This window comes from Fibrobacter sp. UWOV1, assembly GCF_900142495.1.
GTDB lineage: Bacteria > Fibrobacterota > Fibrobacteria > Fibrobacterales > Fibrobacteraceae > Fibrobacter.
Map to the genome: position 1 here is coordinate 66,458 of NZ_FRBA01000010.1, position 22,969 is coordinate 89,426.

The window sequence follows — 22,969 nt, forward strand, 5'->3', positions numbered from 1 at the left end:
TAAAGTATAATTGCAAAAGAAAGTAAACAAACGAGGTTGTATGAATCTGAAGAAAACTTTTGCAATGGCTCTCGTGTCGGCTGCTTTCGCCATGGCACAAGAAGCTGCCCCTGCTCAAAAGGCCGCTCCTGCTGAAGCTGCACAACCTGCTCCTGCCGCAGAAGCACCGGCTGCAGAAACACCTGCCGCTAAAACGCCTGCCGCAGAAGCTCAGCCTGCCGCAGCGGCCCAGGCTCCAGCCGAAGTCGCACAGCCTGTTGCCCAAGAGGCCGCTCCTGCAGCCGCCCCTGCAGAAAATCCTGAAGCACCGGCTGCAGAAGCACCTGCAGCAGCCCAGGCTCCTGCTGAAGTTGCTCAACCCGCTCAAGAGGCCGCCCCTGCAGCCGCCCCTGCAGAAACTGCAAAGCCTGCAGAACCTAAACAGGTTGCCGCCCCCTCTGCCGACCCTCAGGGTCCGCAGGGTGCTCCCGAAGGCGTGCGCATGGGGCCGCCTAAAACGCCCTTTACTGTCGTTCACGGAAGCGCTTACAATACTGTCAAGAACGAAGCCGCAGGCGACAACGTCGACCTTCTCTTGGACCGTCGCTTGACCAAGCTTTACGGTCAGAAGTTCTTCTACATTGAACCCGCCGGCGAACGCGGTGTCGTTTCGCTCGGTAACTTCTTTGGCGCCATGGATATCTCGGGCGATGTCGGTCGAGCTCTCCTCGGTTACACCAACGGAAGCTTCGGTGCCGAGATCCGTGCCGGTGTCGGCAAGCGTCGTTTTGAAAACGACAACGTTGAACAGAAGGTTTCGTACAACGGAAATGACTTTGGTCTTACTTTGTCTAAAATGCTCGGTGGCTATGTAGTCACCTTGGGCGGAGACTGGATCACCGTTGCCCAAGAAACCGATACGGATCCTAAGGCAAAGCGTGCGCCGACCACCGAAGAACGCTATCGCGATCTTACCGCAACCCTCGTGGTTTCTGATGGCCCGTCTGCCCGTAAGCATTTCTGGTCCGCCGGTGTGAACTTTACCCGCCACATCAACGAAATGGAAGTGGCCGGCTCTCTCAAGAATGAAAATCCCGATTCCTATATTGGAATCGTTCCGTTCTTCGATTACGGTACGCCTGCGCTCCAGTCGGAACATGCAAGACTCTTGCTCGGCTTGAACGCTGCCGTTCCTACCATTATCCAGGATGAATATATTGTCCGCGATACCACCAGCGGGGCGACCGCCAAGAAGAATATGACTCACGTGGGCCTTTCGCTTACGCCGAACGTAGTGGGCGAAGTTCTTCTGGGCGAATCGGTCATGCTCTTCGGTGAAGCTGCCTACCAGTGGGAGGCCGTGTCCTACACCAAGGGCGAAAACGTTGAAGCCGGTGACTACAAGGTGCTCGAAAGCGTTGCCGACAAGGTCCAGGCGACTGTTGGTTTCCGTTACCAGTACAAGGATTGGGCTGCCTGCGAATTTGCCTTTGGCGATTCCTTCTTCACCGACACCAAGTCCATCTTCAATGGCGAAGGCGTGTTCGTAAGCTTCGGCGGATTCATCTACTTCTAGTGACAAACAGTCCTTTTTCGGACCTAACCGGTCCAAATGGAGTATGTTTTTATGAAAAAGGTAACCTCGTTCGGGGTGCCTTTTTTCTATTTTTCAGCCCACTATGGCAAAAATTCTCTTTAAAAAACAGTTATCTCCTGCGGTATTCCAATTCCGCGTCGAGGCCCCGCTGATCGCCCAAGAGCGTAAGGCCGGCCAGTTCATCATCCTCCAGACGAACAAGGACAACGGCGAACGCGTGCCCCTCACCATCGCCGATGCCGACACGACTGAAGGCTCCATCACCCTGATTTTCCAGACCGTCGGTAAGACCACCACCGAACTCTCCAAGTTCGAAGTCGGTGACGATATCCCGGTGCTCGTGGGCCCGCTGGGTTCCCCGACCCACATCGAGAATTTTGGCCACGTGGTTTGTGTGTGCGGTGGTGTGGGCATTGCCCCGATGCACCCGATTGTCCAAGCCATGAAGAAGGCCGGCAACAAGGTCACTATCATCATGGGTGCCCGTAACGAGAGCCTCTTCCTCATGAAGGAAGAAATGACCGCCCTCGCCGACGAAATCATTTTCATGACCGACGACGGCTCCTACGGTCGCAAGGGTCTCGTGACCGAACCGCTGAAGGAACTCTGCGAAGACACGAAGGGCAAGCCCGACATGGTGCTCGCCATCGGTCCTCCGATCATGATGAAGTTCTGTGCCCTCACCACCAAGCCCTACGGCGTGAAGACCGTCGTGAGCCTCAACAGCATCATGGTGGACGGGACCGGCATGTGCGGTGGCTGCCGCGTGACTATCGGCGGCAAGACGAAGTTCGTCTGCGTCGATGGCCCGGAATTCGACGGCCACGAAGTCGACTGGAACAACATGCTCCAGCGTATGGGCGCCTTCAAGCCCCAGGAACAGGAAGCCTTGCACCGCTTCGGTGCCAATGACGGCCACAAGTGCAACATTGATAAGATGGCTGACGCAAAGGCCAAGGAGAGCAAGTAATGTCTGAACATTTGACTCGTGAACAGTTGGACGCTGCCGCCAAGGTGGAACTTGAAAAGATTAACGCCCTCCCGAAGCCGCTCAAGCCGAAGGACAAGACTGCCATTCCGGCCCAGCCGATGCCGCAGCTGGAACCCAGCTACCGTGCCCGCGTGATGGAAGAAGTGGCCCAGGGTTACACCGAAGCTCAGGCTATCGTGGAAGCTAACCGCTGCCTCGCTTGTAAGAACCAGCCTTGCGTCGAAAGCTGCCCGGTGCACATCGACATTCCGGCCTTCATCGCAAAGATTGCCGAAGGTGACTTCAAGGCCGCTATCGCAAAGATTAAGGAAACCAGCTTGCTCCCGGCAATCTGCGGCCGTGTTTGCCCGCAGGAACGCCAGTGCCAGATGAACTGCACCATGGGCAAGATGCACAAGGACGTGAACCAGGCTGTGGCTATCGGCCGCCTGGAACGCTTTGCTGCTGACTACGAACGCAACAACGGTGGCGCCTCTGTGCCGGCCGTGAAGCCCGCTACCGGCAAGAAGGTGGCTGTGATCGGTTCCGGTCCTGCCGGCCTGGTGGTTGCCGCCGACGTGCGCCGTGAAGGCCACGACGTGACCATCTTCGAAGCCTTCCACAAGCTCGGTGGCGTGGTCCGCTACGGTATTCCTGAATTCCGTCTGCCCAAGAAGATTGTGGACAACGAAATCGAATCTCTCGCTGCCATGGGCGTGAAGTTCGAGACAAATTTTGTCATCGGTCGTACCCGCAAGCTCAAGGACCTGATTGAAAAGGATGGCTTTGACGCTGTGTTCGTCGGTACCGGTGCAGGCCTCCCGCTCTTCATGAACATTGAAGGCGAAAACCTCGTCGGTGTGTTCGCCGCTAACGAATACCTGACCCGCGCAAACCTCATGCGCGCCTACGACAAGGAACATGCCGATACCCCGATGTGGCCCGGTAAGAACGTGGTCGTTCTCGGTGGTGGTAACGTCGCTATGGACGCTGCCCGTATGGCTCTCCGCTTGGGTGCCGAAAAGGTCCGCATCGTTTACCGCCGCAGCATGAACGAACTTCCGGCCCGTAAGGAAGAAGTTCTCCATGCCCAGGAAGAGGGTGTCGAATTCTGCGTTCTGCAGAACCCGGCCAAGATCCTTGGCGACGAAGCTGGCCACGTGCGCGGCATGCTCGTCGACAAGTACGAACTCGGCGAACCCGATGAAAAGGGCCGTCCGCGTCCGGTCAAGGTCGAAGGTGCAAGCTTCGAAATCGAATGCGACACCGTGCTCGTTGCTATCGGTAACGGGAGCAACCCGCTCATCAGCAACACCACGCCGGAACTCTCCGTCGACAAGAAGGGTCACATCCTTCTCGAAGATGCTACCGCCAACAAGACCTTCATGGAGAAGGTTTATGCAGGTGGTGACATCGTGCTCGGCGCCGCAACCGTGATCCTCGCCATGGGTGAGGGCCGTCGCGCTGCTGCAGGCATCAACGAGTTCTTGAAAAAATAAGCATCGCATTACGGCGTCGCTCGCCCCCTCACGTATTACAATACGCTACGGGGGCTCGGCTCCTGGTTCTGCTCGCTTCTTTTTCAAGCCCTAAAGGATTTAATTTCTTTTTTGATGCTTGAAAAACAACCCCGACTCGCAAGAGCCGGGGTGTTTTTTATAGGTGTTTAACCACGCTCCCAAGTTCAAAAATGTAAATTGACAGATTTTCAACACTTTTCTGTGTACAACCTTGTTTGTTTAGCCCATATATATGTAAATTACTATGCGTAGATATTGTTTTGTGGTATAGTAATGATTTTGAATCACGAGTTTTTAGTGTTACGCAAAGAATCTGCAGCTTTTGAATGGCTGGGGTTGTGTGGGATTTGAGGTGACGACATGTGCCGCATCAAATTTATGAACACCGAAATTGATAATCTGACAATGGCGGAAACGTTGTTGGCTGTAGATGAATTGATTCAGAAAAACAAGAACGCTTATGTAGTTACGCCAAATGTAGACCACATTGTTAAGTTGGAATCGAATGAACGTTTGAAAAACGCCTATTCTGAAGCTGATTTGATATTGACAGATGGCAAACCTTTAGTTTGGGCTTCTTGGTTGTATCGTAATCCCATTAAGGAAAAAGTTTCAGGATCGGATCTCTTTCCGGAGCTTTGTAATCTCGCTGCAAAACGGCATTACACAATGTTTTTTTTGGGGGCAAAGGAAGGTGTCGCGGTAAAGGCTGCTGAAAAACTGAAAAAGATATATCCTGAATTAGAAATTGCGGGATGCTACGCTCCTCCGTTGGGCTTTGAAAACGATGCCAAGGAATTGAAAAAAATTGAAACCCTAATCAAAAGCGCAAAGCCGCATATTCTGGTGTTGGCTCTTGGTTGTCCGAAACAAGAAATCATCGCATATCAGTATCGAAATTTGTTTGAAGTTCCTCTGACATTATGTTTGGGGGCGACACTTGATTTTGCGGCGGGTAAAGTCAAAAGGGCTCCTCGATGGATGGCAAATGCCGGTTTGGAATGGCTTTATCGGATTTATCAAGAGCCGTCGCGAATGTTTAAGCGTTATGTACTTGAAGATTGGAAGTTTGTGAAGCTGTTTGTGAAATATTGGTAAATGGCTATGGAAATTGTTGAATTCTAATTCAGTTCAAAATTTCCCAATTGAGATAAAGAATATTTATGAAAAGAAAAATCGCAGCTGTAATCTTGAATTATGTGTCTTGGATGGATACGTTAGAAGAAGTTGATGTCTGCAAAAAAAAACTTGGTCTTCATTCCCAGGATATCATTGTTGTTGACAATTGTTCTCCCAATGAATCTGCTGAAAATCTTGAAAAGGCTTCAAAGGACAATTTTGTTTTTATCAGGTCGTTAAGGAATGGTGGTTATGCGGCCGGGAATAATATTGGCTTAAAACATGCTTATGAAAATGGGTATGAATATGCTTTGGTTATAAACAACGACATAATTGTAGAAGACGACCATTTGCTAAATAAACTTGTTGCTGTTTTTGAAAAAGATAAAACAGTTGGTGCTATAAGTCCCAATATTTATTCGCCTGAAGGACATCTTTTTAATCGGGATAGTGTTAAACCATCGTTTTGGGATTTTACTTTAGGACAGCTGAATTATAAAAGAAAAGGACGTAAGGTCGTTGACTTGGGAGGATTTGGCTATGTGTATCGTCCGCAAGGATGCTGTATGATGTTAAAATTGGACGTCGTGGATGCTGTGGGCTATATGGATGAAACGACTTTTTTGTATTGTGAAGAATTTATTCTGGCAGAAAGAATGCATTCATTGGGATATAAGTGTGCATGTTGTTTGAATGCCTCTATAATTCACAATCACTCTAAAGTTGTAAAATCTAACATTAAATTGAAGAAAATCATATCTATAAGTAATGAAAGCTTTGCGTACTATTTGAAAAAATACAGACGGTTTAATGCTTTATTTGTAAAGATTTGCTGTGTGTTCAATGGATTGAAGATAAAGGTACTAGAAGGTTAAAATTTGGATCCCATCATTGCCAGAGGCGTAAAATGAGAGAAAAGACTATAGTATTAATGTCAACCTACAATGGAATGCCCCATCTTCAAGAACAGGTAGATAGCATCTTTAACCAAGTTTATGACGGTGAAATTGAAATTTTTGTTCGCGATGATGGTTCCAAAGATGATACAATGTCTTTTTTGGAAAAATATCCTAAAACCGAATTGAGAAGAATTTATGTTCAACAAGGTGAAAATATTGGCCCGCAAAAAAGTTTTTTGAAATTGATAAAGAATGCGGGAACCGCTGATTATTATTTTTTTGCAGATCAAGATGATGTTTGGCTGCCTAACAAAATCGAGCGAGGCGTTTCTTCGCTGAGAGATGCTAAAAATGCTACAGTATATTGCTCGAATTATACTGTTACAGATGAATCGTTGAATGTCAGGGATGAGGCGTTTATAAAAAAAATGCCGTTATTTACGCCGATAAAAACTTTGTTGTTTAATCAAGTGCCCGGTTGCTGTATGGCCTTCAATAAGTCCATGATGAATTTGTTGAAGCAAGTCAATGTTGATAATGTTATGATGCATGATAGCATGTTGCTTTCGTTAGCCTCATATATTGGTTCTGTAAAGTATGATTGCCGATCCTCTATTTTACACCGTATTCACGGAAAGAATGTTGTGGGCGAAGGTCATAAAAAAATTATCCTACATAAGTGGATAGTTGAAAAAATCAAGCTTCTTGTAAAAAAAGAACCTTATGATATTAGCAAATTAGCCGATCAGTTTATTCGTTTGGACGCTTGTGGCAATCAATCTTTATATCAAAAAGATGTCGAGCTGCTTCGAGATTACAAAAAAAATTATAAAAAAACAATCGAACTCCTAAGACATCCTGATACTCATGATATTTCTTGGGATCGAACAACATTATCTATTCGTTGTAAAATATTATTTCATCTTTTTTAAAATTTAACAGACAGGTTTTCCTATGAAACGTATTATCACATATGGCACATTTGACTTATTGCATTATGGTCATATCAATTTGCTGAAACGAGCGAAAGCTTTAGGTGATTATTTGGTTGTTGCTTTGTCAACAGATGAGTTTAACTGGAATGAAAAACGAAAGAAATGCTACTTCAGTTATGAAAAGAGGAAGGCACTGTTGGAAGCAATTCGTTATGTTGATTTGGTTATTCCTGAAGAAAATTGGAATCAAAAAAAAACTGACGTGCACGAATATCATATTGATACGTTTGTTATGGGTGATGATTGGGTTGGGAAATTTGATTTTTTGAAGGATGAAGGTGTTGATGTTGTTTATCTGCCAAGAACGCCGGAAATTAGCACGACTCAAATCAAACAAGAATTGAAATCATGCGAACAAAAGAATCCGTAGCCTTGCCTGATGAGACGTTAAGCTATGATGGTCATTCTCGTGGCTTAGAAAAAGAGTTGTTGTTTTTATTTGGTTTTTTAGGAACCATGCCAATTATTCAGATTGGTGGTTTTTCCATATTTACGTTACTGTTGTGTATAACAGTTCTGTTTAAGTTGATTGTCACTCGAAAGATTTGGGTTCGCAAAGTATGTGTGCCCTATGTGCTGATAGTCATATGTGGTGTATGCAGTGTCGTGTCGTGTTTGACAAGCAGTATCCCGGAGTGGTGGAAAAATGCTCAGTGGACAGAATTGTTGTGGGATTTTTTTTATTTGTTCCTATTTCTTGCGTATACAGGTCAACGGAACTGCCACCTGATAATCAATTATATGAGGGGGGTCTTTGTCGGGGCTATATTTCAGATGGTTTGGGGGTATTTCCAATTTGTCTCTTATTATATAGCTCACATTGACATAAATAACATGATATTTGTCAAGTTGCTGAATATGGTACCTAATGCCAGCCAAATAATGGAGGAAAATTTAAAAATAAGTGGCATGTGTTGGAATTCAGGAAACTTTGCTCCACTTATGTTATTAGGTTATTGCTTTGGTGAAAAATCGATCACGAAGTTGCTCTTTGCAGGAATGTGCTGCATGAGTGGTAGTAGAACACTCTTTTTGGGTTTCATTGCGGTGGTAGTCTGTGAATTTATTCGAACCGTTTACAATGATTTTTTCCGTTCTAGAGTAAGGATTCGTCGTAAAATGGTGCTTTATGCCGTTGCGATTCTTGCTGTAATCTTTGTGGGTGCACAAAATCAGGTTGTCGTTGATAAGGTTCTTGGCGTTCGTGATAGTTTAAGCAGTAATGTTCTGGATTCGCAATCAAGCGCTCGCTTACATGCAAGGTATTGGACTTCAGTTCCGCATATCACGAAAAATAATTCATTAGAAAAAAATCTTTTGGGCTTTGGCTTGAAGTCTAGTGGCTATTCTCAGGTCCTTTATTACGGACAATATGCTGATAGTAAGTATGCGTGGGTTGTAGAATGTGATTTTATTAATAATTTGTGGAGCCGAGGTTACTTGGGCTTTATTTTGCTTTATTCTTGGTTGTTTTATCATTTTATTAAGGGTGCAAGAATAAATTATAAATATGGGTTGTTTTTTATAGGCCTTCTAGTAGAAGGTGTTACATATAATGTTATGTTCAACTGGTGTTGGGTGTTTTTGTTATTCTGTATTTTGTATAAAGATGGACTTCAATGTCTGCCGAGTCTTGATTATTCAAAAAAAAAGAAAGGGGAGAGACTGTTTCATGGTAATTACGAATAAGTACCTTTGGCTCCTTTATAATGCACTTAGTTTTCTGCTGTATTGTTTCTCATATCTTATGCCTCGGAAAAAGAATCGTTGGGTATTTGGTTCTTGGTTTGGTAATCAGATCTCGGATAACTCGTTGGCGATGTATAACTACATCAAGAATAACAATCCTCAATTGGAATTGATTTGGCTTGTTAGAAATCCAGCGAAATTTAGTCTAGATTGCAAAATTATAAAAAGGAACTCTATTAAGGGATTGTTTTATGTGGCTACAGCAAAGGTCGCTTTTGTTAATCAGGGCTATTTTGATTTATGTTCCTTTAATTTATTGGCTGGAGCCTATAAAGTTCAATTGTGGCATGGTGTTCCTTGGAAAAAAATATGCAACGACTCTGTAGAATTGCCTAAAAATTTCATGGAGAAGTTAACGCAAAACCTTGTTCGAAAGTTGGCCAATTATGACCTCTATATTGCGCCTTCTGATAGTTATGCGGCTATTGCTGAGTCTGCATTTAATGCATCGGCGAATTCAATTCTTAGGGTTGGGCAACCTCGAAACCAAGTCCTCTATGACGCTGATTTTTGTGAAAAATCTAGGAAAGTCCTGCTGAATGCTTGTGGAATGAATGGCGATTACAAGATTGTTGTATACATGCCGACATTTAGGGACAAAAAAACAAAGACGGAATCTTTTCTTGAACCTTCTTTATGCCAATCCGTAAATCAATTGGCGAAAGATCTTAACTTTGTTGTTATTGAAAAGTCTCATTTTCAAGACATTTCTAGAGGAAAAGAATCGTTGCGTTCTAATGAACGGATTTTTTTATGTCCTAATTTGGACGCACAAATTTTGTTGGCAGGGGCTGATATTTTAATAACAGACTATTCTAGTTGCTTTTTTGATTTCTTAATTTGCGATAGGCCTATTATACATTTTGCCTACGATTATGAATATTATAAGAATAAAGATCGGGGGTTGTATTACGACATAGAAGATGTTGCTTGCGGATCTGTAGCAACCAATCATGATGAATTGCTTGCGGCTATTAAGGATAATATTTGCAATCCCGATTTGGAACAGATGCGTCGCAAGAAAAATCGAAATAAATTCATTGAATATGAATCAAGTGATAGTTGTAAAATAATAATGGATTACATTCTAAAAAAATTGGATAAGGCGGAATGCTTGGCGTCCTGAGGAAATACAGTTCCTTGTCAATGGAGGCTAAGGCTTCTCTTTGGTACCTGTTTTGCAACCTCGTGCAAAAGGGAATTTCTTTTATTATAATTCCGTTGTATACCCGTTTGTTGACTACTTCGGAATATGGTACGTACACTGTTTTTCAGTCGTGGCGAGACTTGATACTAATATTTGCAACTCTTAATCTGTCGGCTGGTGTTTTTACCCGAGGACTTGTAAAGAATGAAGGGTCGAATGATAAATACACTGCACAGATGCAAGGGCTGAGTTCTGCAGTAGCAGTACTGTTTTTTTTAATCGTATTGTTATTTATGGACCCGTTTCGCAGACTCACAGGCTTTGATGAAAAACTCGTGATAACGTTGTTTGTCTACTATGTATTTAATCCGTCTTTTTTATTTTGGTCGGTACGTCAGCGAGTGGAAAATAAGTACAAGAGCATGGTCGCAATTACGTTGTTGGCGTCTGTACTTGTTCCGGTTGTAAGTTTGTTGATGTTCTTTATGACGGATATTAGGGCGAATGCGCTTATTTATGGTTTTCTTTATGTGCAAATCGCGGTAGGAATGCTTTTCTTTGTGAAACAGTTCGTTGATGGCCACGCGTTTTTTTCGAAAATAGTGTGGTTAGAAAGTCTTAAATTCAACATTCCTTTAATTCCCCACTATTTGTCGTTGATTGTCCTTGCTCAGTCGGACAGATTGATGATTGATCATATCTGTGGAACCTCGTTTGCAGGCATTTATAGCTTGACGTATAATATAGGTCAGATTATCCTTATAGTGATTGCTTCCATAAATGGATCTCTTGTTCCTTGGATGTACAAGAAACTTAAAGTGCGGGAATATCATTCTATAGCCGTTACTTCAAACATGCTGTGTTTTCTATTAGGGCTGATGTCGGCCATAGTAATGCTTCTTGCTCCAGAGGTAGTTTTCATTATGGGTGGATCGGAATATATGCCGGCAAAATGGTGTATTCCTCCTGTTGTTATGGGAACCTATTATACCTTTTGCTATGGCTTATTTTCGACGGTTGAATTTTACATCGGAAAAACATCCTATGTGGCGATCGCTTCTTTTGTGGGGGCCGCGCTTAATATTGTCTTGAATTTGTTGTTTATTCCAAGATTCGGATTTATTGCCGCTGCATATACAACGGAAGTGTGCTATATGGTGTTTATGTTCCTTCATTATTTCTTTATGAAAAAGATGACGAAGGAAAGGATTTTCAATATCGGCGGGATGAGTGCAATTTGTTTAGTTGTTTTTGCTTCATCATTGGTCTTTACATTTTTATACGATTATGATTGTGTTCGTTGGTGTGTTGCAGCGCTTGTTTCTTTGCTAGTATTGTTTAAACGCAGTGCATTTATGAACATGGTTAAAGGACTTAAGGACAGGTGACTTGAAAAATATGAAACTCAAAAAAGACATTACGTTTATTTATTCAGACTCTGCAGAGAAAGTCATTTATAGTAAAATGATGGAAGTTGCTAAAAGTCGAGGTTACAAGGTGTCCTTGACGAATGATAAATTTGCAAAGTGTGAAATTGGAGTATATTGTCAGCATATCAATTTCCCCCAGTATAGTCGTTTCTCTGTTATAATGCTACACGATATTATTCAGCAGTATTCGAACTGGCCCGATATATGGTTGATGGAACCCTGGAATAAGTATGATATAGGAATTTTACCTAGCAACCAATGGGTTGATAATTGGAATAAATGCTCTCAAAATTTCTATGCGGTCCCTCGAAAGGCAATGCTTAAGGTTGGGTGGCCGAAAGCTGATTCTATTATTGTTGAAAATCGTGAAGAAAATAGAAGGTTGTTCAATGAGCGGCATGGTTTGCGGAATGACCGCAAAACGGTGTTGTATGCTCCTGCATGGGAAAATGATGGTAAACAGAACGACTTTGTGGAGGCTATGCTAAAACTTGATGTGAATATTCTAATCAAACAGTGGGACGCTCCTAAGGAAAAATTTCCTCAAATTGTAGCGAACATAGAGGAAATGAGAAAACTTCATGAAAACATTCCTGGCGTGACTATTCTTCCTCCCAAGACGAATATTTTTGATGTAATTGCAGTTTCTGATATTTTAGTTTCGGAAGAATCTTCAACGATGTGTGAAGCTGCTATGATGGAAATACCTGCGGTATCCGTTTCAGATTGGCTCATTCCCGATACAACTCCTAGTCGCTTCCCGCAATGTGATTATGATTTTGTCACGTTGACTAAAAAGAATGAACTGTCGAAGTGCGTGCAACATATGTTGAGTAATTATGAAATCTATAAATCAGCTGTGGAAAAATTTGCGAAGAATAATTTTGCGAATGTAGGAAAAGCGTCTGAGATGGTGATAGACATTCTTGATGATGTTACTGAAGGTCGTAAAATCAGATATCCTGTTTTGAATCCAAGGAAAAAGGAGCGTGTTCCGTTAAAAAAATATGTGACCTATAAGAGGCTATGTATTAAACGTCAAATTTATTATGTGTATGTAGAGCGAAATCCTGTCTTGTTAAAAATATGGCGGTTTATGAAGAGAATGATAAAAGGGTAGATGTGTATCTTAATCTGAATAATCCAGCGTGAAAAAAATCCCAGAATGGCGGAAATTGCCAAACTGAGATACGAAAAACTAAGCGAATCTGTTTGATTTTATGAGGTTTAATGAGGGACTATTGCAAATAGCCCTTTTTAAAAATTTATTTAAGTTCTATACCGAATTTTTTTAGCGCGTCATCAAGCACCTTGAAGAAGTCTTCAATATCACCCACGTCGATGGCGCCGAGGGCACAGAGGCGGAAGGTGTTCGTCGTCGAGATCTTGCCCGGATAAATCGTGAAGCCGCGTTCGTAGCAGTAGTCGTGCACCTTTTCGAAATCCCAGTTCGGGTCTTCGGGGTACTTGACGGAAACGACGAGGCCCGATTCGATAGCCGGATCGATAACAGTATCGAAACCGAGTTCGGCCACACCCTTGCGGATGGCTTCGTAAACGCGGCGGTGGCGTGCGAACTTGGCGGTTTCACCTTCGGCAAAATATTCCTTGAGCGCCTGGATGGTGGCGTAGATGGTCTGCACCGGCGGCGTAAAGTGCATTTCGCCGGTCTTTTCGAAGAAGGAATATTGCAGGTAAAGGTTGCAGTAGTAGGAACGCGTCGGGTAGTCCTTCGACTTCTCGATGATGTCCTTGCGGCCGATCACGAAGGAGAGGCCGGACATGGCCATGAGACCCTTCTGGGCAGATGCCATGCAGAAGTCCACGTTGTCCTTCACCACGTCGAGCGGAATCATGCCCAAGGTAGATGTTGTGTCGCTAATGAAGATGGCTCCGTGCTTGTGAGCCAAAGCGCCGATTTCGCGAATCGGGTTCAAGACACCCGTACCCGTTTCGTGATGGCAACAGTAAACAACAGCCACGTCAGGATTTTCCTGGAGAGTCTTCTCAATGACCGCGAGATCGGGGCGTTCAAACACGCTCGACTTCACGTCGATATACGGCAGGTGATACATCTGGCAGACTTCGACGGCGCGGGAGTTGTAGGCGCCGTTGTTCACCACGAGAATCTTCTTGCCTTCGGGAACCAGCGAGTTGATGCACACATCGATGTTGATGGTACCGGAACCGCAGAAAAGGACGGACGTATAGGTGTCCGACGGGGCATGCACTACCTTGAGCAGGTCTTCGCGGAGGCCCTTCATGAGGCCGGCAAAGGCCTTTTCGCGGGGGCAGATGTCCGGGACCACCTGGGCGTACTTGACGGTATCGGTGGTGGTGGCGGGGCCGGGGTTCAGCAAAACATTTCTCTTGATCGGTTCCATAAGTAATTCCTTAAAATCGTCCGTAAAAATTAGAGGTACTGGAGGATGTTCTTTTCGGCGTAGGCGAGGTCGTCCACGTCGTCGATTTCGTACCACTTGAGGCCATCGACCTTGAGCACGAACACCTTCATCTTTTCCTGCGACATGGTCAGCAGTTCGTATTCGTAGCCAAGTTTCGGCTTGTCGGCCACCTTGGCGGCGTAATCTTCGCACATGGCCTTGTAGAACTTGTTAGACAGCTTGTGGATGCCCACGAGTTCGCCCTTCGCGTTCAGCTGGGTCTTGTCTGTGGAGCACATGGTGAGGCGTCCGCCTTCGCCGTATTCCACGTAGTACTGGTCCTGGAACTTGGTCACGGGTGTAATGAGCATGATAGTCGGTTCTTCGCACTCGAGGAGCGAAGTAATCGCTTTCTTCTCGAAAACCAAGTCCGATTCCAGGAGCAGAAAATCATCGTCGCTGATGACGTCGCGGCAGTTGTACAGCGTGTACATGCTGTTGGTCTCGGCGTAACGGGGGCTGAACACGCATTCGATCTGCGGGTAGGTGGCCTTGAGGGCTTCGTACTTTTCCTTGTGGTAGCCGGTGCCGATGACGATGCGTTCGATACCGCAGGCAATCAAGGTCCTGATGCTGCGTTCGACCATGGAAATGTCGCCGCATTCGATAAAACCCTTGGGAATGGTCTCGGTGTACTTGCCGAAGCGGGTTCCCATTCCCGCCGCCATGATGACTGCTGTCTTCAGCATTCTACTTCCTCAGAAATTCCATCAATGCATTCTTGTTTTCGATAGGCGTGGTGGTCGGGCGTCCCAGATCCTTGCGGTTGCCCTTCTTCACCTTGACTTCCAGGAGCACGGGGCCCTGCATGCCTTTCAGCTTTTCGAGGGCCGCGGCGAGGGATTCCTTGCTGTCGGCGGAGAGCGCATCCTTGTAACCCACGGCCTTTGCGACGGCGGGCAGGTCAATCTTCAGACCTACCGTCGGCTGGCCGCCCACGGAGTCGTGTGCGCCGTTGTTGAATACTACGTGTACGTAATTTGCGGGAGACTTGCTCGCGACAATCGCCATGGAGCCCATGTGCATGATGGTCGCACCGTCGCCGTCAAAGCACCATACCTTGCGGTCTTCCTTTTCCATCGCGATGCCGAGCGCAATCTGCGAGGCGTGTCCCATGGAACCCACCGTCAGGAAGTCGCGTTCGTGGCCTTCGCCCTTCTGGGCGCGGTATTCGAATAGTTCTCGGCTGATCATGCCCGTCGTAGAAACGATGACGTCCTTTGTACCGAGGGTTGCTGCCACTGTCTGGATGGCTTCTTCGCGGCTCATCGTAAGGTCGTTCACCTCGACGCTCTGGAGCTTGTAATCCTCGAAGGTGTCCTTCTCGATCACAAGCGCATAGACCTCGCCGGTTTCCTTCATCGTCTTGACGGCCTTCGCAATCTGCTTCGCGGCCTTGTCCTCGTCCTTGCAGAGTACGTCGTAGTTCACGCCCATGGTGTTGAGGATTCCGGTCGTCACCTTGCCCTGCTTCACGTGCTGCGGCTCGTCGTGCACGCCGGGGCGTCCACGCCAGCCAATGAGCAACAGGGCGGGAATGTTGTACACTTCCTTGTCCGTCAGCGAGGCGAGCGGGTTGATGATGTTGCCTTCGCCGGAATTCTGCATATAGACAACGCCGATCTTGCCTGTTGCCAGGTGGTAACCCGCGGCAAGGCCTACGGCGGCACCTTCGTTCGCGGCAATCACGTTATGCTTCGCGTCCATGTGGTCGGCGATGTAGGCGCAGATGTTCTTGAGCAGGGAATCGGGGACTCCGGCAAAAAAGTCGATGCCGTAGGAGCCAAGCGTGTCGATAAAAAACTTCGGGGAAATCATAGGCTGGGGCTCCTACTTCTTCATCGTGCCGGGGATGAGGTTCAGAATTTCCTTGATGGGCATGCAGTAGTCGTTCGAGGCTTCAAGGCTGCGGCTGTGCGTCAAAATGGATTCTGCGCACTTGACCATGGCCGGGTATGCAGACCTAAGCATGTGGTTCGCGTAGATGACCACGTTGATGCCCCAGGTGGCCAGTTCCTCTTCGGTGAACTGGTTGTAGGTGGTGGGCACGGCTACGATCGGCGTGTGTGCGTCCTTTTCGCGGAAACGCTTGCAGAATTCCTTGATGTCTTCGCCGCTCTTGTCCTTGGAGTGGATCATGATGCCGTCGGTACCGGCTGCAACATAGGCGTGACAGCGTTCCAGGGCGTCGTCCACGGACTTGCCCGCAATCAGCGATTCACAGCGGGAAATTACCATGAAGTCTTCGGTGACTTGCGCTTCCTTGCCCGCACGGATTTTGGTGCAGAAACCATCGATGGTGTCCTGCGTCTGGATGGCGTCGGTGCCGAACAGGGAATTCTGTTTCAGGCCCACCTTGTCTTCGATGATAACTGCCGAAATGCCGAGACGTTCGAGCGTACGCACCGTGAAGCCGAAGTGTTCTACCTTTCCACCCGTATCGCCGTCAAAGATGACCGGCTTGGTCGTGACTTCGAGCGTGTCGTTCAGGTCGTGCAGGCGGGTCGTGAGGTCCACTGCCTCGATATCGGGCTTACCCTTGCTGGTAGAATCGGTAAGGGAAGAAGACCACATGCCGTCGAATTCGCGGACGCAGCCGTCGATTTCGACGCTGGTATGTTCGGCAATAAGGCCCGTGAGGCCGTTGTGCGATTCCAGAATGCGGACAATTGGCTTTGCCGCAATCAGACGGCGTAGTGCAGAAAGTCTTGCCTGCGGCGTGGTGCCCAGGCTGTCCATTTCCTTCTTGAGACCCGTAGAGGTGATGCCCTTGGTATACGGGATTTCGATAACCTTGCCGCCTTGGGCTTCCATGACCTTGAAGACTTCGTCACGGATGAACTTGTCCGGTCCGTAAAGCCAGTCGTCGCCGTGGATAATGTAGTCGGGCTTGTATTTTTTCAGGTTTTCGACGTAGCTCCATTCGTCTTGCGGAACCACCTTGGAAACCCCGCGGATATTCTCGATTACATTCTTACGCTGTTCGTAGTTCAGGTAGGGAAGGCGCTTATGGGTTGCAATTGCCTTGTCAGTAAAAAGTCCAATCATCACGTCACCGTACTTGGCGCCTTCATTGATAATGTTGATGAGGCCCGGGTGCATGATGTCACCAATCATTCCTAAGTAAACTATTTTTGGCATAAAAACCTTTTATATTACAAATATTTTTTTAAGAACCAAAGTGGTTGCATTTTTTGAAAAGAAAATATCTTAACTGGTTATTAAATATACATCTGTGGGCGCCCTATTGTCAAGCGATATGCATGTGAAAAGCCCTGTTCGCTGTTTGTTTTTGTTCTTTCTTGGAACCGTTAAATATCGGTATGATTAGATTTTAAGATTTAGTTTATTGCTGTTTTTATCCAGCCAATCAAGACGGTTGATGTACCAATTGCGAAAATCAGTGTATGCGTTGGTGTATGATGAATAACCCTTATGATGGAGAGGGTTGAGGGAACTTTCTAATTTATGCCATTTTTTTTCTTCATTTACGTAAGGATGTTCTAAAAGCATACCTATACTCGTTATCGAGTCTGCATAATTTTTTATGATTGGGCTCATTTCTTTCCAAATTGAATCTGCATATTGGGAGAATGATTTGTTCTTGAAAAAAGGGAGCAACCATATTTTTTTTTGCCTAAAACCATCTGTAGGAATTGTTGCATTTACATCCCATCCTGGATATCCATATGCCGCATCCATGTCCCATAGTGGGCCCATTTCAACTAAACCATTTTCTCGTACAATTAAGAATGAACTAGTATAGTAAGCGTCAAGATTTTTGCTGAATTCCTGAAGCCAAAAATATTTAGTGAATTTTTCGGCATCTATCCATTGACTGTATTCATCTCCTTTGGAAACCTTATCACTAGAAATGAATTTTTGAAAGTTATCAAGGTGCTCGGTAACTTGTTTAAGCGCTTTTTCATTGGCGTTCTTGGGCCAATGAATTTTGAATGGATATGTAAATCCGTCTACATAAATTGTCTGGTCGTTGGCTTTTGTTTTTGCATCAATTTCTAACAAAAAATCGTTATCGTTAATTGCTACTCGGTGTGTTGTTTTTTTTATGGTCTCCGTAAATGCGTAGATTCCTTGGTAATTATTGTTAAGGTATAGCTCTATAAAGTGTATTTGCGGATTCCATGTGTCGCTGATTTCGTGAAATAACTTATATGAAATGTAATTTTTCAGCATGCTTTTGTCTGCGTAATTGGCAATGAGCGCCCACTCACGATCTTTGTGGATGCCAAATAAAGATTCTTTTGTGTTGAATTTGATTTTATAACTTTTCTTTGGAGAATGGGTCCACGAGCTATTCCCTCTTCCTCTTATAGTCAGCTCCATCACTTCGCTTTCGGGGGCGTCCGCGCCCCATACTTGCAGCTTGGCGGGGATCTCTGTTTCGCGGTCCTTGATTTCTCGATGGTTCTCCGTTTCTATCACAATTCTCGGGATGCCCGCATAGGGGTATTCCGAGTCGTCAATGGGGAGGTAGTTTAGTTCTGTGGAGAGAGGGGTGGCGTCTTCTTCTATATCCCAGAAGGCGACGACTTCGTTATCTATTCTTTCGCTATTACTGCATCCAAGCCCCAAGCAGCAGATAACGATGCCTAGGAGCAGGGGGAGTGGTCTTACCGCACGATAACGCATGTTTACAAATATAGATTATTTGTAAATTGCTGTTAGCGTCAGGGCGTTCTTGGGAAATATTGTACGCGTGCTGTTGGTGTCGCCGTCGCTCCAGCCGCCCCATTTGTGGCCTTTTTGCGGCTTTGCGGTGAGTGTGACGGGGTAATTCTTGAAAAAGTCAACTGTGATTTCGCTTTCGTTCAGGGGGAGCCCGTGCACCAAAATGGTGCCGGGGCCGCTAGTGACGAGCGTAATGGGTATGGTGTTTCCGAGATCAAAGAAGTCGCGGAGTTGCATGGTGACTGTGTCTGCTCGTGTCTTGGCAAACGTTTTGATGATTTCCAGGTGTTCGTCCATGAGGGCTTTGTCATGCGACCAGCGTTCTTGATCGCGCGGAATTTCTTGCTCGATTTCGGACATCATTTTGTCTATGCGCGCAAGGATTTTACTTTGTTCAAAATTTGTTTGCAGGAGTACTGCCAAGCGGTTGATGAATGCGGCTTCGAAGTCTTTGTTCTTGAGCAAGCACCGGATTAAGAAGGTGGCGATAGGCGGGTTCTTCTTGTAAGCGAATGTCACTTGCGAGGTGATGTATTCAAAGATGTTGGTGTCGTCGTAGGGGATCGTGCCAAAGCCCGCGTCCAGGTCGTACAGAATCCACTTCCATTTGCTTTGCGGGTTTATAATATTCCATCTTTTGAGGTTGTTGGCGGGCCAATCCATGTTGTATGCAAATATTTCTGTGTGCAAGTAGTTCAAAAGATTATCGATGTCGATGAGCGAATCGATGTGGGCGTAATTGCTGTCAATGTCTAGGCTATGGCTTTTGAGCCATTGGAAGATGGCGTTGTAACTGGCGGCAGAGCCTGCTGTGGGGTTGAATCCCATTTTTATCAGGTTGATGTTGTTCTTGCCGATTCCGTAATGTGTCTCGATGTATGATTCGTTGGCTCGTTCGCGTAAGTCGTGTATGCCGAAATATTCCCCGTTGTAGTATACGATTACAAATCGCCCGCGTTGGTAATCGACGCCGAGCCCCTCGCTGAGTGAACTGGCGAGGCGGTCGCGAATGTAGTCCTTAGCAAAATTGTTGCCATTGTTGCGCAGGACAAAGCTCTTGAATACGGTGAGCTCGGGGTATTCCGGAAATAGCGGGTAATAGAGTCTTCGGTCTCCGTATTTTTTGTTGAAGTTGATGGAGACGGATTTTTTGGGATTCGTGCGGCTGAATTTTCCGAAAATTTTTAGGCCGGCATGCTTTGCGAAGGCGGGGGCGTTCTGGTCGCTTTCGACGAGTTCTACGTATACGGGGATTTCCTTGTCGAGCCAGAAGTTGGCTCCTTCGTGCGGGACTTCTTCTTGGGCGTCGGGGCCGGGCATGTAGATTCCGCTGTCAGGGTCAAAGAGTGAATTCGGATTTGCGGTGAGGAACACGGCCGCAATGGTCGGCTTTTCTTCGAAGATGTAAGTGCGGATGATTTCGGCTTTTGTGGAGTCGGAAAAATCGATGCAGCGAATGGTTGTCGTGCTATCGATTTCAAAAGTTGATGCGCGCGGGCTTTGGGCGTTTGGAATTTTACCGTCGGTTTCGCAACTCAGCGAATCATTTTCGGAAAACTTGACTGCAAACGCATCATTGAAAAAGCCGGATTCCGGAAAGTCGCTAAAGACTTGTCTGGCGACCGGACATTCTGCATAACCATGCCTCGTATTGTTGGCATAGTCGCTGTTGCTACAGGCCCCCAAAATGAGTCCTGCGAGCATGCAGAATAGGTATAAGGCGACTATGCGAGGCATATAGTGTAAAAATAGCAAAGTATTAAAATAATATGCTTTTTTTTGGTGATTTTCCGCCTTTTTTGTTAAGATTCATTTATATTACGCTATGGAGTTTTAGTGTAAGAGGATCCCATGAAGTTGAACGTTTGGGTATGTGGGTCGGTTGGATTTTTATGGGTTGTAGCGATGATTCTGTTGCTTTCGGCGACAGGGGTCTTTGCTGAAGACATGATTGCCACGGCTTCGAACGGTTCAACGGTGATTCTGCATGACAACGGCCGTTGGGAATACCACCAGAACAATTCAAAAATTCGCGATGTGCGTCCGAGTGCCATTCCCGAAGACGCCAAGTTCCAGATAACGGTCCAGTATGAAAGTGCAAACAAAATCAAGAAAGATATTCGCATGATGATGGATGGCGAGTTTGCCACCGAAGAAGAAATCCGTGACAGTTTGCGCAAGGTGCCGAAGGGCGGCATGGTGTATTTTCAGGTGCCCACCAAGCAGATTAAGCCGGGCTACACTCGTGAACTGACGTATTACATTTATGACAAGGGCAAGAAGCCGATTTTTTCGCAGACGGCTCGCGATAGCGAGGCTAAACCCACAGTCGAAAGCAGCAAGGTCTCGAATTTGATGGTCGTGCCGCTTTATGCAAAGCCCAAGTCCAAGGTGCTCAAGGCGAAGGTGGTGAGCGAATCTGCTCGTCAGACTCTGGAGTTTGATATCCCGATAAAGTAACTCCCATGAAGTTTGCAGTTGTAGATCTAGAAACGACGGGGGGGACGGCTGAGGTTGGCCGCATTACCGAGATCGGTATTGTTCTTTTAGATGATTGTGAAGTGGTCAAGACTTATTCGGCGCTGGTAGACCCGGGCATGCCGATTCAGCCGTTTGTGCAGAACCTGACGGGCATTACGGACGAAATGGTTCGCGGCAAGCCGCAGTTCGCGTCTATTGCCGAAGAGGTGGCCGAACTTTTGAAGGACCGCATTTTTGTGGCGCACAATGTGCAGTTCGACAGCAAGTTCATGCGTACTGAACTCAAGCGCTGTTGCATCAAGATTGATCCGCCGAGGCTTTGTACCGTCAAGATTGCCCGCCGTTTTTTTCCGGGGCTTCCGAGCTACAGCTTGCATAAGTTGACGCAGGCGCTGGAACTGCCTGAATTCAATCATCACCGCGCTTTAGATGACGCACTTGCGGCGGCTGAGATTTTGAAGCTGGCCTACAACAAGGTCGGGCCGGAACGCCTTTTGAAAGAAGTGAAGAATTTGTCTACGCCGAAAAAAGCGAAGGTAGTTTGACTTGTCTTCCCGCACGTAGATGCGGGATCTCCTTTGTATTAGTTTGAAAAACGCTTGCAATAATAATTGCAAGTTCTTTGGAAAGCCGTAAATGGAGTTCCCGGCTCAAGGCCGGGAAGACAGAGGGCTTTATAACAATCCCGCTTTAAATTTCATCTTCAGAATTCTTGCGGCGGATTCTTCGATGCGCTGCCTGTAATATTTACTTTGTTTGGAAAGTGCGGCGAGGTAATTCACCATTTCAACCGCTTTTTGCGGATATGTAATCATGAACATGTCGTTGCCGGCCATCAAGGCGGTGCGCACCAACTTTCTAAAATCCTTGGCGGGGTAGTTCTTGCTGCGCACGCGTTCGTTGCCGCTCACCCAGGCGCGCAGGCTGACGCCCCACAGGTCGTCGGTCAATATGACTGTTTCAGGTGACATGTCGCGGGCCATTTTCACGATTTTCGGTTCGAATACGGCAGGGCGGCTTGATATGCGAACGAAGCTCACGCTGCTCATCATGGTTACGGGAATGTCGCTGGCGAGTGTCTTGAAAAATTCCACGTTCTTTGCCACTTTAGCCTTGGGTGTTGAACTCACGGCAATTTGGTGGTCGCTGTTGGTCCAGGAATCGTAACCGGGAAAATGCTTCGATACACAGGCCACGTTGCTTTCGCGCATGCCTTGCACGAAGGCGCGGACCTTGGTCGCATTCGTGGTGTCTTCGCCCCAAGAACGCTTGGATTCTTCCATAAAGGAATGCTTGCCGCGGCTGTCTTTGGCGGGGTCGAGCACGGGCGCCAAATTCAGGTTGATTCCTACGCTGTCGAGTACAGCGCCGATTTCTTTTGCCAGAGTGCGGATGGAATCTTCGCTCATGTTGCGCATTTGCTTGGCGCTGGGGGTATGCTCCCAACGCGGGGCCACGACCGAGATTCGGTTTACGAGGCCGCCTTCCTGGTCAGCAGCCACGAGCGGCTTGATTCGCATGGAATCGTTCACGGTGCGGATGTTTTCGGTGAACTTGTCCAGGTTCTTCAGGTGATTTTTCATCACCAGGTATCCGCCGAATTCATGCTCCAGCATGAACGATGCGGGCGTCATGTAGACCATGACCATCTGCGCTGCTTTCTGCTTAATGGTCAGCGAATCCCACAGTGGCATGAGTTCGCGGGGGAGCCCGTAAGGTGTTTGCGCGGAATCTTCTTGCGGTAAGGCTTCGGCTGTATACGACGCGCTTGTTGCTGAATTGCTCGCAGGTCCCGTGGCTTGATTCCCAGCAGCTTCTGTAAGCGAATTCAGCGGAACAAATTTCACGTCAGGCAGAGAATCCTCCGCCCGCACAAGAATAGACATTGCCAGAAAAACGATTACTGGTACTATATTAAATTTCATTCTGAATTCCGAAATCCGAATT

Annotated in this window: 20 protein-coding genes; 13 read left to right on the forward strand and 7 right to left on the reverse strand. The window is 46.6% G+C overall.

The genetic code is table 11. From position 1 onward, the window contains the following. Window positions 1-40 precede the first annotated feature (40 nt). The 11 genes from BUC02_RS12770 to BUC02_RS12820 all read left to right on the forward strand — a co-directional run bounded on the left by BUC02_RS12770 (window position 41) and on the right by BUC02_RS12820 (window position 12,525). Entirely contained in the window at window positions 41-1,555 is a 1,515-nt protein-coding gene (locus BUC02_RS12770; RefSeq protein ID WP_073323107.1) for a hypothetical protein, read from the forward strand. Between the two features lie 103 nt (window positions 1,556-1,658). Next, window positions 1,659-2,546, forward strand: a complete 888-nt coding sequence (locus BUC02_RS12775) for a sulfide/dihydroorotate dehydrogenase-like FAD/NAD-binding protein (RefSeq protein ID WP_073113492.1) — start codon at window positions 1,659-1,661, stop codon at window positions 2,544-2,546. Beyond that, the gene (gene gltA, locus BUC02_RS12780; RefSeq protein WP_073323109.1) at window positions 2,546-4,045 is read left to right on the forward strand and encodes an NADPH-dependent glutamate synthase; all 1,500 of its coding nucleotides are present in this window, start codon (window positions 2,546-2,548) and stop codon (window positions 4,043-4,045) included. The genes BUC02_RS12775 and gltA overlap by 1 nt, the downstream gene beginning before the upstream one ends. Window positions 4,046-4,426: 381 nt before the next feature. Further along, a complete protein-coding gene (locus tag BUC02_RS12785; protein WP_073323111.1) occupies window positions 4,427-5,164 on the forward strand; it encodes a WecB/TagA/CpsF family glycosyltransferase in 738 nt (245 codons plus the stop codon). Window positions 5,165-5,229: 65 nt separating this feature from the next. Then, a complete protein-coding gene (locus tag BUC02_RS12790; protein ID WP_073323112.1) occupies window positions 5,230-6,060 on the forward strand; it encodes a glycosyltransferase in 831 nt (276 codons plus the stop codon). A gap of 32 nt (window positions 6,061-6,092) precedes the next feature. Then, complete coding sequence (locus BUC02_RS12795; protein ID WP_073323114.1) at window positions 6,093-7,016, forward strand: glycosyltransferase family 2 protein; 924 nt, start codon at window positions 6,093-6,095, stop codon at window positions 7,014-7,016. Window positions 7,017-7,038: 22 nt separating this feature from the next. After that, window positions 7,039-7,449 carry a glycerol-3-phosphate cytidylyltransferase gene (tagD, locus tag BUC02_RS12800; RefSeq protein ID WP_073323115.1) on the forward strand — a complete coding sequence of 137 codons (411 nt, stop codon included), beginning with the start codon at window positions 7,039-7,041 and terminating at the stop codon, window positions 7,447-7,449. Beyond that, complete coding sequence (locus BUC02_RS12805) at window positions 7,428-8,768, forward strand: hypothetical protein (protein ID WP_073323116.1); 1,341 nt, start codon at window positions 7,428-7,430, stop codon at window positions 8,766-8,768. Before tagD ends, BUC02_RS12805 begins: the two co-directional genes overlap by 22 nt. Beyond that, window positions 8,752-9,954 carry a CDP-glycerol glycerophosphotransferase family protein gene (locus BUC02_RS12810; protein WP_073323118.1) on the forward strand — a complete coding sequence of 401 codons (1,203 nt, stop codon included), beginning with the start codon at window positions 8,752-8,754 and terminating at the stop codon, window positions 9,952-9,954. The genes BUC02_RS12805 and BUC02_RS12810 overlap by 17 nt, the downstream gene beginning before the upstream one ends. Then, window positions 9,939-11,363 carry an oligosaccharide flippase family protein gene (locus BUC02_RS12815; RefSeq protein WP_073323119.1) on the forward strand — a complete coding sequence of 475 codons (1,425 nt, stop codon included), beginning with the start codon at window positions 9,939-9,941 and terminating at the stop codon, window positions 11,361-11,363. The genes BUC02_RS12810 and BUC02_RS12815 overlap by 16 nt, the downstream gene beginning before the upstream one ends. 10 nt (window positions 11,364-11,373) lie before the next feature. Beyond that, window positions 11,374-12,525 carry a CDP-glycerol glycerophosphotransferase family protein gene (locus BUC02_RS12820; protein ID WP_073323120.1) on the forward strand — a complete coding sequence of 384 codons (1,152 nt, stop codon included), beginning with the start codon at window positions 11,374-11,376 and terminating at the stop codon, window positions 12,523-12,525. Between the two features lie 145 nt (window positions 12,526-12,670). Here the strand turns inward: BUC02_RS12820 and BUC02_RS12825 are convergent, their stop codons facing one another. The 6 genes from BUC02_RS12825 to BUC02_RS12850 all read right to left on the reverse strand — a co-directional run bounded on the left by BUC02_RS12825 (window position 12,671) and on the right by BUC02_RS12850 (window position 20,245). Next, complete coding sequence (locus BUC02_RS12825) at window positions 12,671-13,789, reverse strand: 2-aminoethylphosphonate aminotransferase (protein ID WP_073323122.1); 1,119 nt, start codon at window positions 13,787-13,789, stop codon at window positions 12,671-12,673. A 29-nt stretch (window positions 13,790-13,818) separates the two neighbouring features. Further along, window positions 13,819-14,538, reverse strand: coding sequence for a phosphocholine cytidylyltransferase family protein (locus BUC02_RS12830; RefSeq protein ID WP_073323123.1), 720 nt, complete (start codon window positions 14,536-14,538; stop codon window positions 13,819-13,821). A gap of 1 nt (window position 14,539) precedes the next feature. Further along, a complete protein-coding gene (aepY, locus tag BUC02_RS12835; RefSeq protein ID WP_073323124.1) occupies window positions 14,540-15,667 on the reverse strand; it encodes a phosphonopyruvate decarboxylase in 1,128 nt (375 codons plus the stop codon). A 12-nt stretch (window positions 15,668-15,679) separates the two neighbouring features. Beyond that, window positions 15,680-16,990, reverse strand: coding sequence for a phosphoenolpyruvate mutase (gene aepX / locus BUC02_RS12840; protein ID WP_073323126.1), 1,311 nt, complete (start codon window positions 16,988-16,990; stop codon window positions 15,680-15,682). A 186-nt stretch (window positions 16,991-17,176) separates the two neighbouring features. Further along, window positions 17,177-18,502, reverse strand: a complete 1,326-nt coding sequence (locus BUC02_RS12845; RefSeq protein WP_073323127.1) for a CotH kinase family protein — start codon at window positions 18,500-18,502, stop codon at window positions 17,177-17,179. A 15-nt stretch (window positions 18,503-18,517) separates the two neighbouring features. Continuing rightward, window positions 18,518-20,245: a CotH kinase family protein gene (locus BUC02_RS12850; protein ID WP_073323129.1), complete on the reverse strand. Its 1,728-nt coding sequence runs from the start codon at window positions 20,243-20,245 to the stop codon at window positions 18,518-18,520. 147 nt (window positions 20,246-20,392) lie between these two features. On the opposite strand from BUC02_RS12850, the gene BUC02_RS12855 reads away from it, so the two are divergent. After that, window positions 20,393-21,001, forward strand: a complete 609-nt coding sequence (locus BUC02_RS12855) for a hypothetical protein (RefSeq protein ID WP_139261156.1) — start codon at window positions 20,393-20,395, stop codon at window positions 20,999-21,001. 5 nt (window positions 21,002-21,006) lie between these two features. Beyond that, window positions 21,007-21,567 (forward strand): 3'-5' exonuclease, encoded by a 561-nt coding sequence (locus tag BUC02_RS12860; RefSeq protein ID WP_073323133.1) that lies wholly within the window; start codon window positions 21,007-21,009, stop codon window positions 21,565-21,567. A 129-nt stretch (window positions 21,568-21,696) separates the two neighbouring features. Here BUC02_RS12860 and BUC02_RS12865 read toward each other — a convergent pair whose 3' ends face one another. Continuing rightward, a complete protein-coding gene (locus BUC02_RS12865) occupies window positions 21,697-22,947 on the reverse strand; it encodes a glycoside hydrolase family 3 N-terminal domain-containing protein (RefSeq protein ID WP_083564594.1) in 1,251 nt (416 codons plus the stop codon). Between the last annotated feature and the right edge of the window lie 22 nt (window positions 22,948-22,969).

Coding starts and splice junctions, on each gene's coding strand:
- BUC02_RS12770 (WP_073323107.1), top strand. CDS start 41: ATGAATCTGAAGAAAACTTTTGCAATGGCTCTCGTGTCGGCTGCTTTC.
- BUC02_RS12790 (WP_073323112.1), top strand. CDS start 5,230: ATGAAAAGAAAAATCGCAGCTGTAATCTTGAATTATGTGTCTTGGATG.
- BUC02_RS12810 (WP_073323118.1), top strand. CDS start 8,752: ATGGTAATTACGAATAAGTACCTTTGGCTCCTTTATAATGCACTTAGT.
- BUC02_RS12865 (WP_083564594.1), bottom strand. CDS start 22,947: ATGAAATTTAATATAGTACCAGTAATCGTTTTTCTGGCAATGTCTATT.
- BUC02_RS12850 (WP_073323129.1), bottom strand. CDS start 20,245: ATGCTCGCAGGACTCATTTTGGGGGCCTGTAGCAACAGCGACTATGCC.
- BUC02_RS12845 (WP_073323127.1), bottom strand. CDS start 18,502: ATGCGTTATCGTGCGGTAAGACCACTCCCCCTGCTCCTAGGCATCGTT.
- BUC02_RS12860 (WP_073323133.1), top strand. CDS start 21,007: ATGAAGTTTGCAGTTGTAGATCTAGAAACGACGGGGGGGACGGCTGAG.
- BUC02_RS12820 (WP_073323120.1), top strand. CDS start 11,374: ATGAAACTCAAAAAAGACATTACGTTTATTTATTCAGACTCTGCAGAG.
- tagD (WP_073323115.1), top strand. CDS start 7,039: ATGAAACGTATTATCACATATGGCACATTTGACTTATTGCATTATGGT.
- BUC02_RS12855 (WP_139261156.1), top strand. CDS start 20,393: ATGAAGTTGAACGTTTGGGTATGTGGGTCGGTTGGATTTTTATGGGTT.
- aepY (WP_073323124.1), bottom strand. CDS start 15,667: ATGATTTCCCCGAAGTTTTTTATCGACACGCTTGGCTCCTACGGCATC.
- BUC02_RS12785 (WP_073323111.1), top strand. CDS start 4,427: ATGTGCCGCATCAAATTTATGAACACCGAAATTGATAATCTGACAATG.
- aepX (WP_073323126.1), bottom strand. CDS start 16,990: ATGCCAAAAATAGTTTACTTAGGAATGATTGGTGACATCATGCACCCG.
- BUC02_RS12830 (WP_073323123.1), bottom strand. CDS start 14,538: ATGCTGAAGACAGCAGTCATCATGGCGGCGGGAATGGGAACCCGCTTC.
- BUC02_RS12775 (WP_073113492.1), top strand. CDS start 1,659: ATGGCAAAAATTCTCTTTAAAAAACAGTTATCTCCTGCGGTATTCCAA.
- gltA (WP_073323109.1), top strand. CDS start 2,546: ATGTCTGAACATTTGACTCGTGAACAGTTGGACGCTGCCGCCAAGGTG.
- BUC02_RS12815 (WP_073323119.1), top strand. CDS start 9,939: ATGCTTGGCGTCCTGAGGAAATACAGTTCCTTGTCAATGGAGGCTAAG.
- BUC02_RS12795 (WP_073323114.1), top strand. CDS start 6,093: ATGAGAGAAAAGACTATAGTATTAATGTCAACCTACAATGGAATGCCC.
- BUC02_RS12805 (WP_073323116.1), top strand. CDS start 7,428: ATGCGAACAAAAGAATCCGTAGCCTTGCCTGATGAGACGTTAAGCTAT.
- BUC02_RS12825 (WP_073323122.1), bottom strand. CDS start 13,789: ATGGAACCGATCAAGAGAAATGTTTTGCTGAACCCCGGCCCCGCCACC.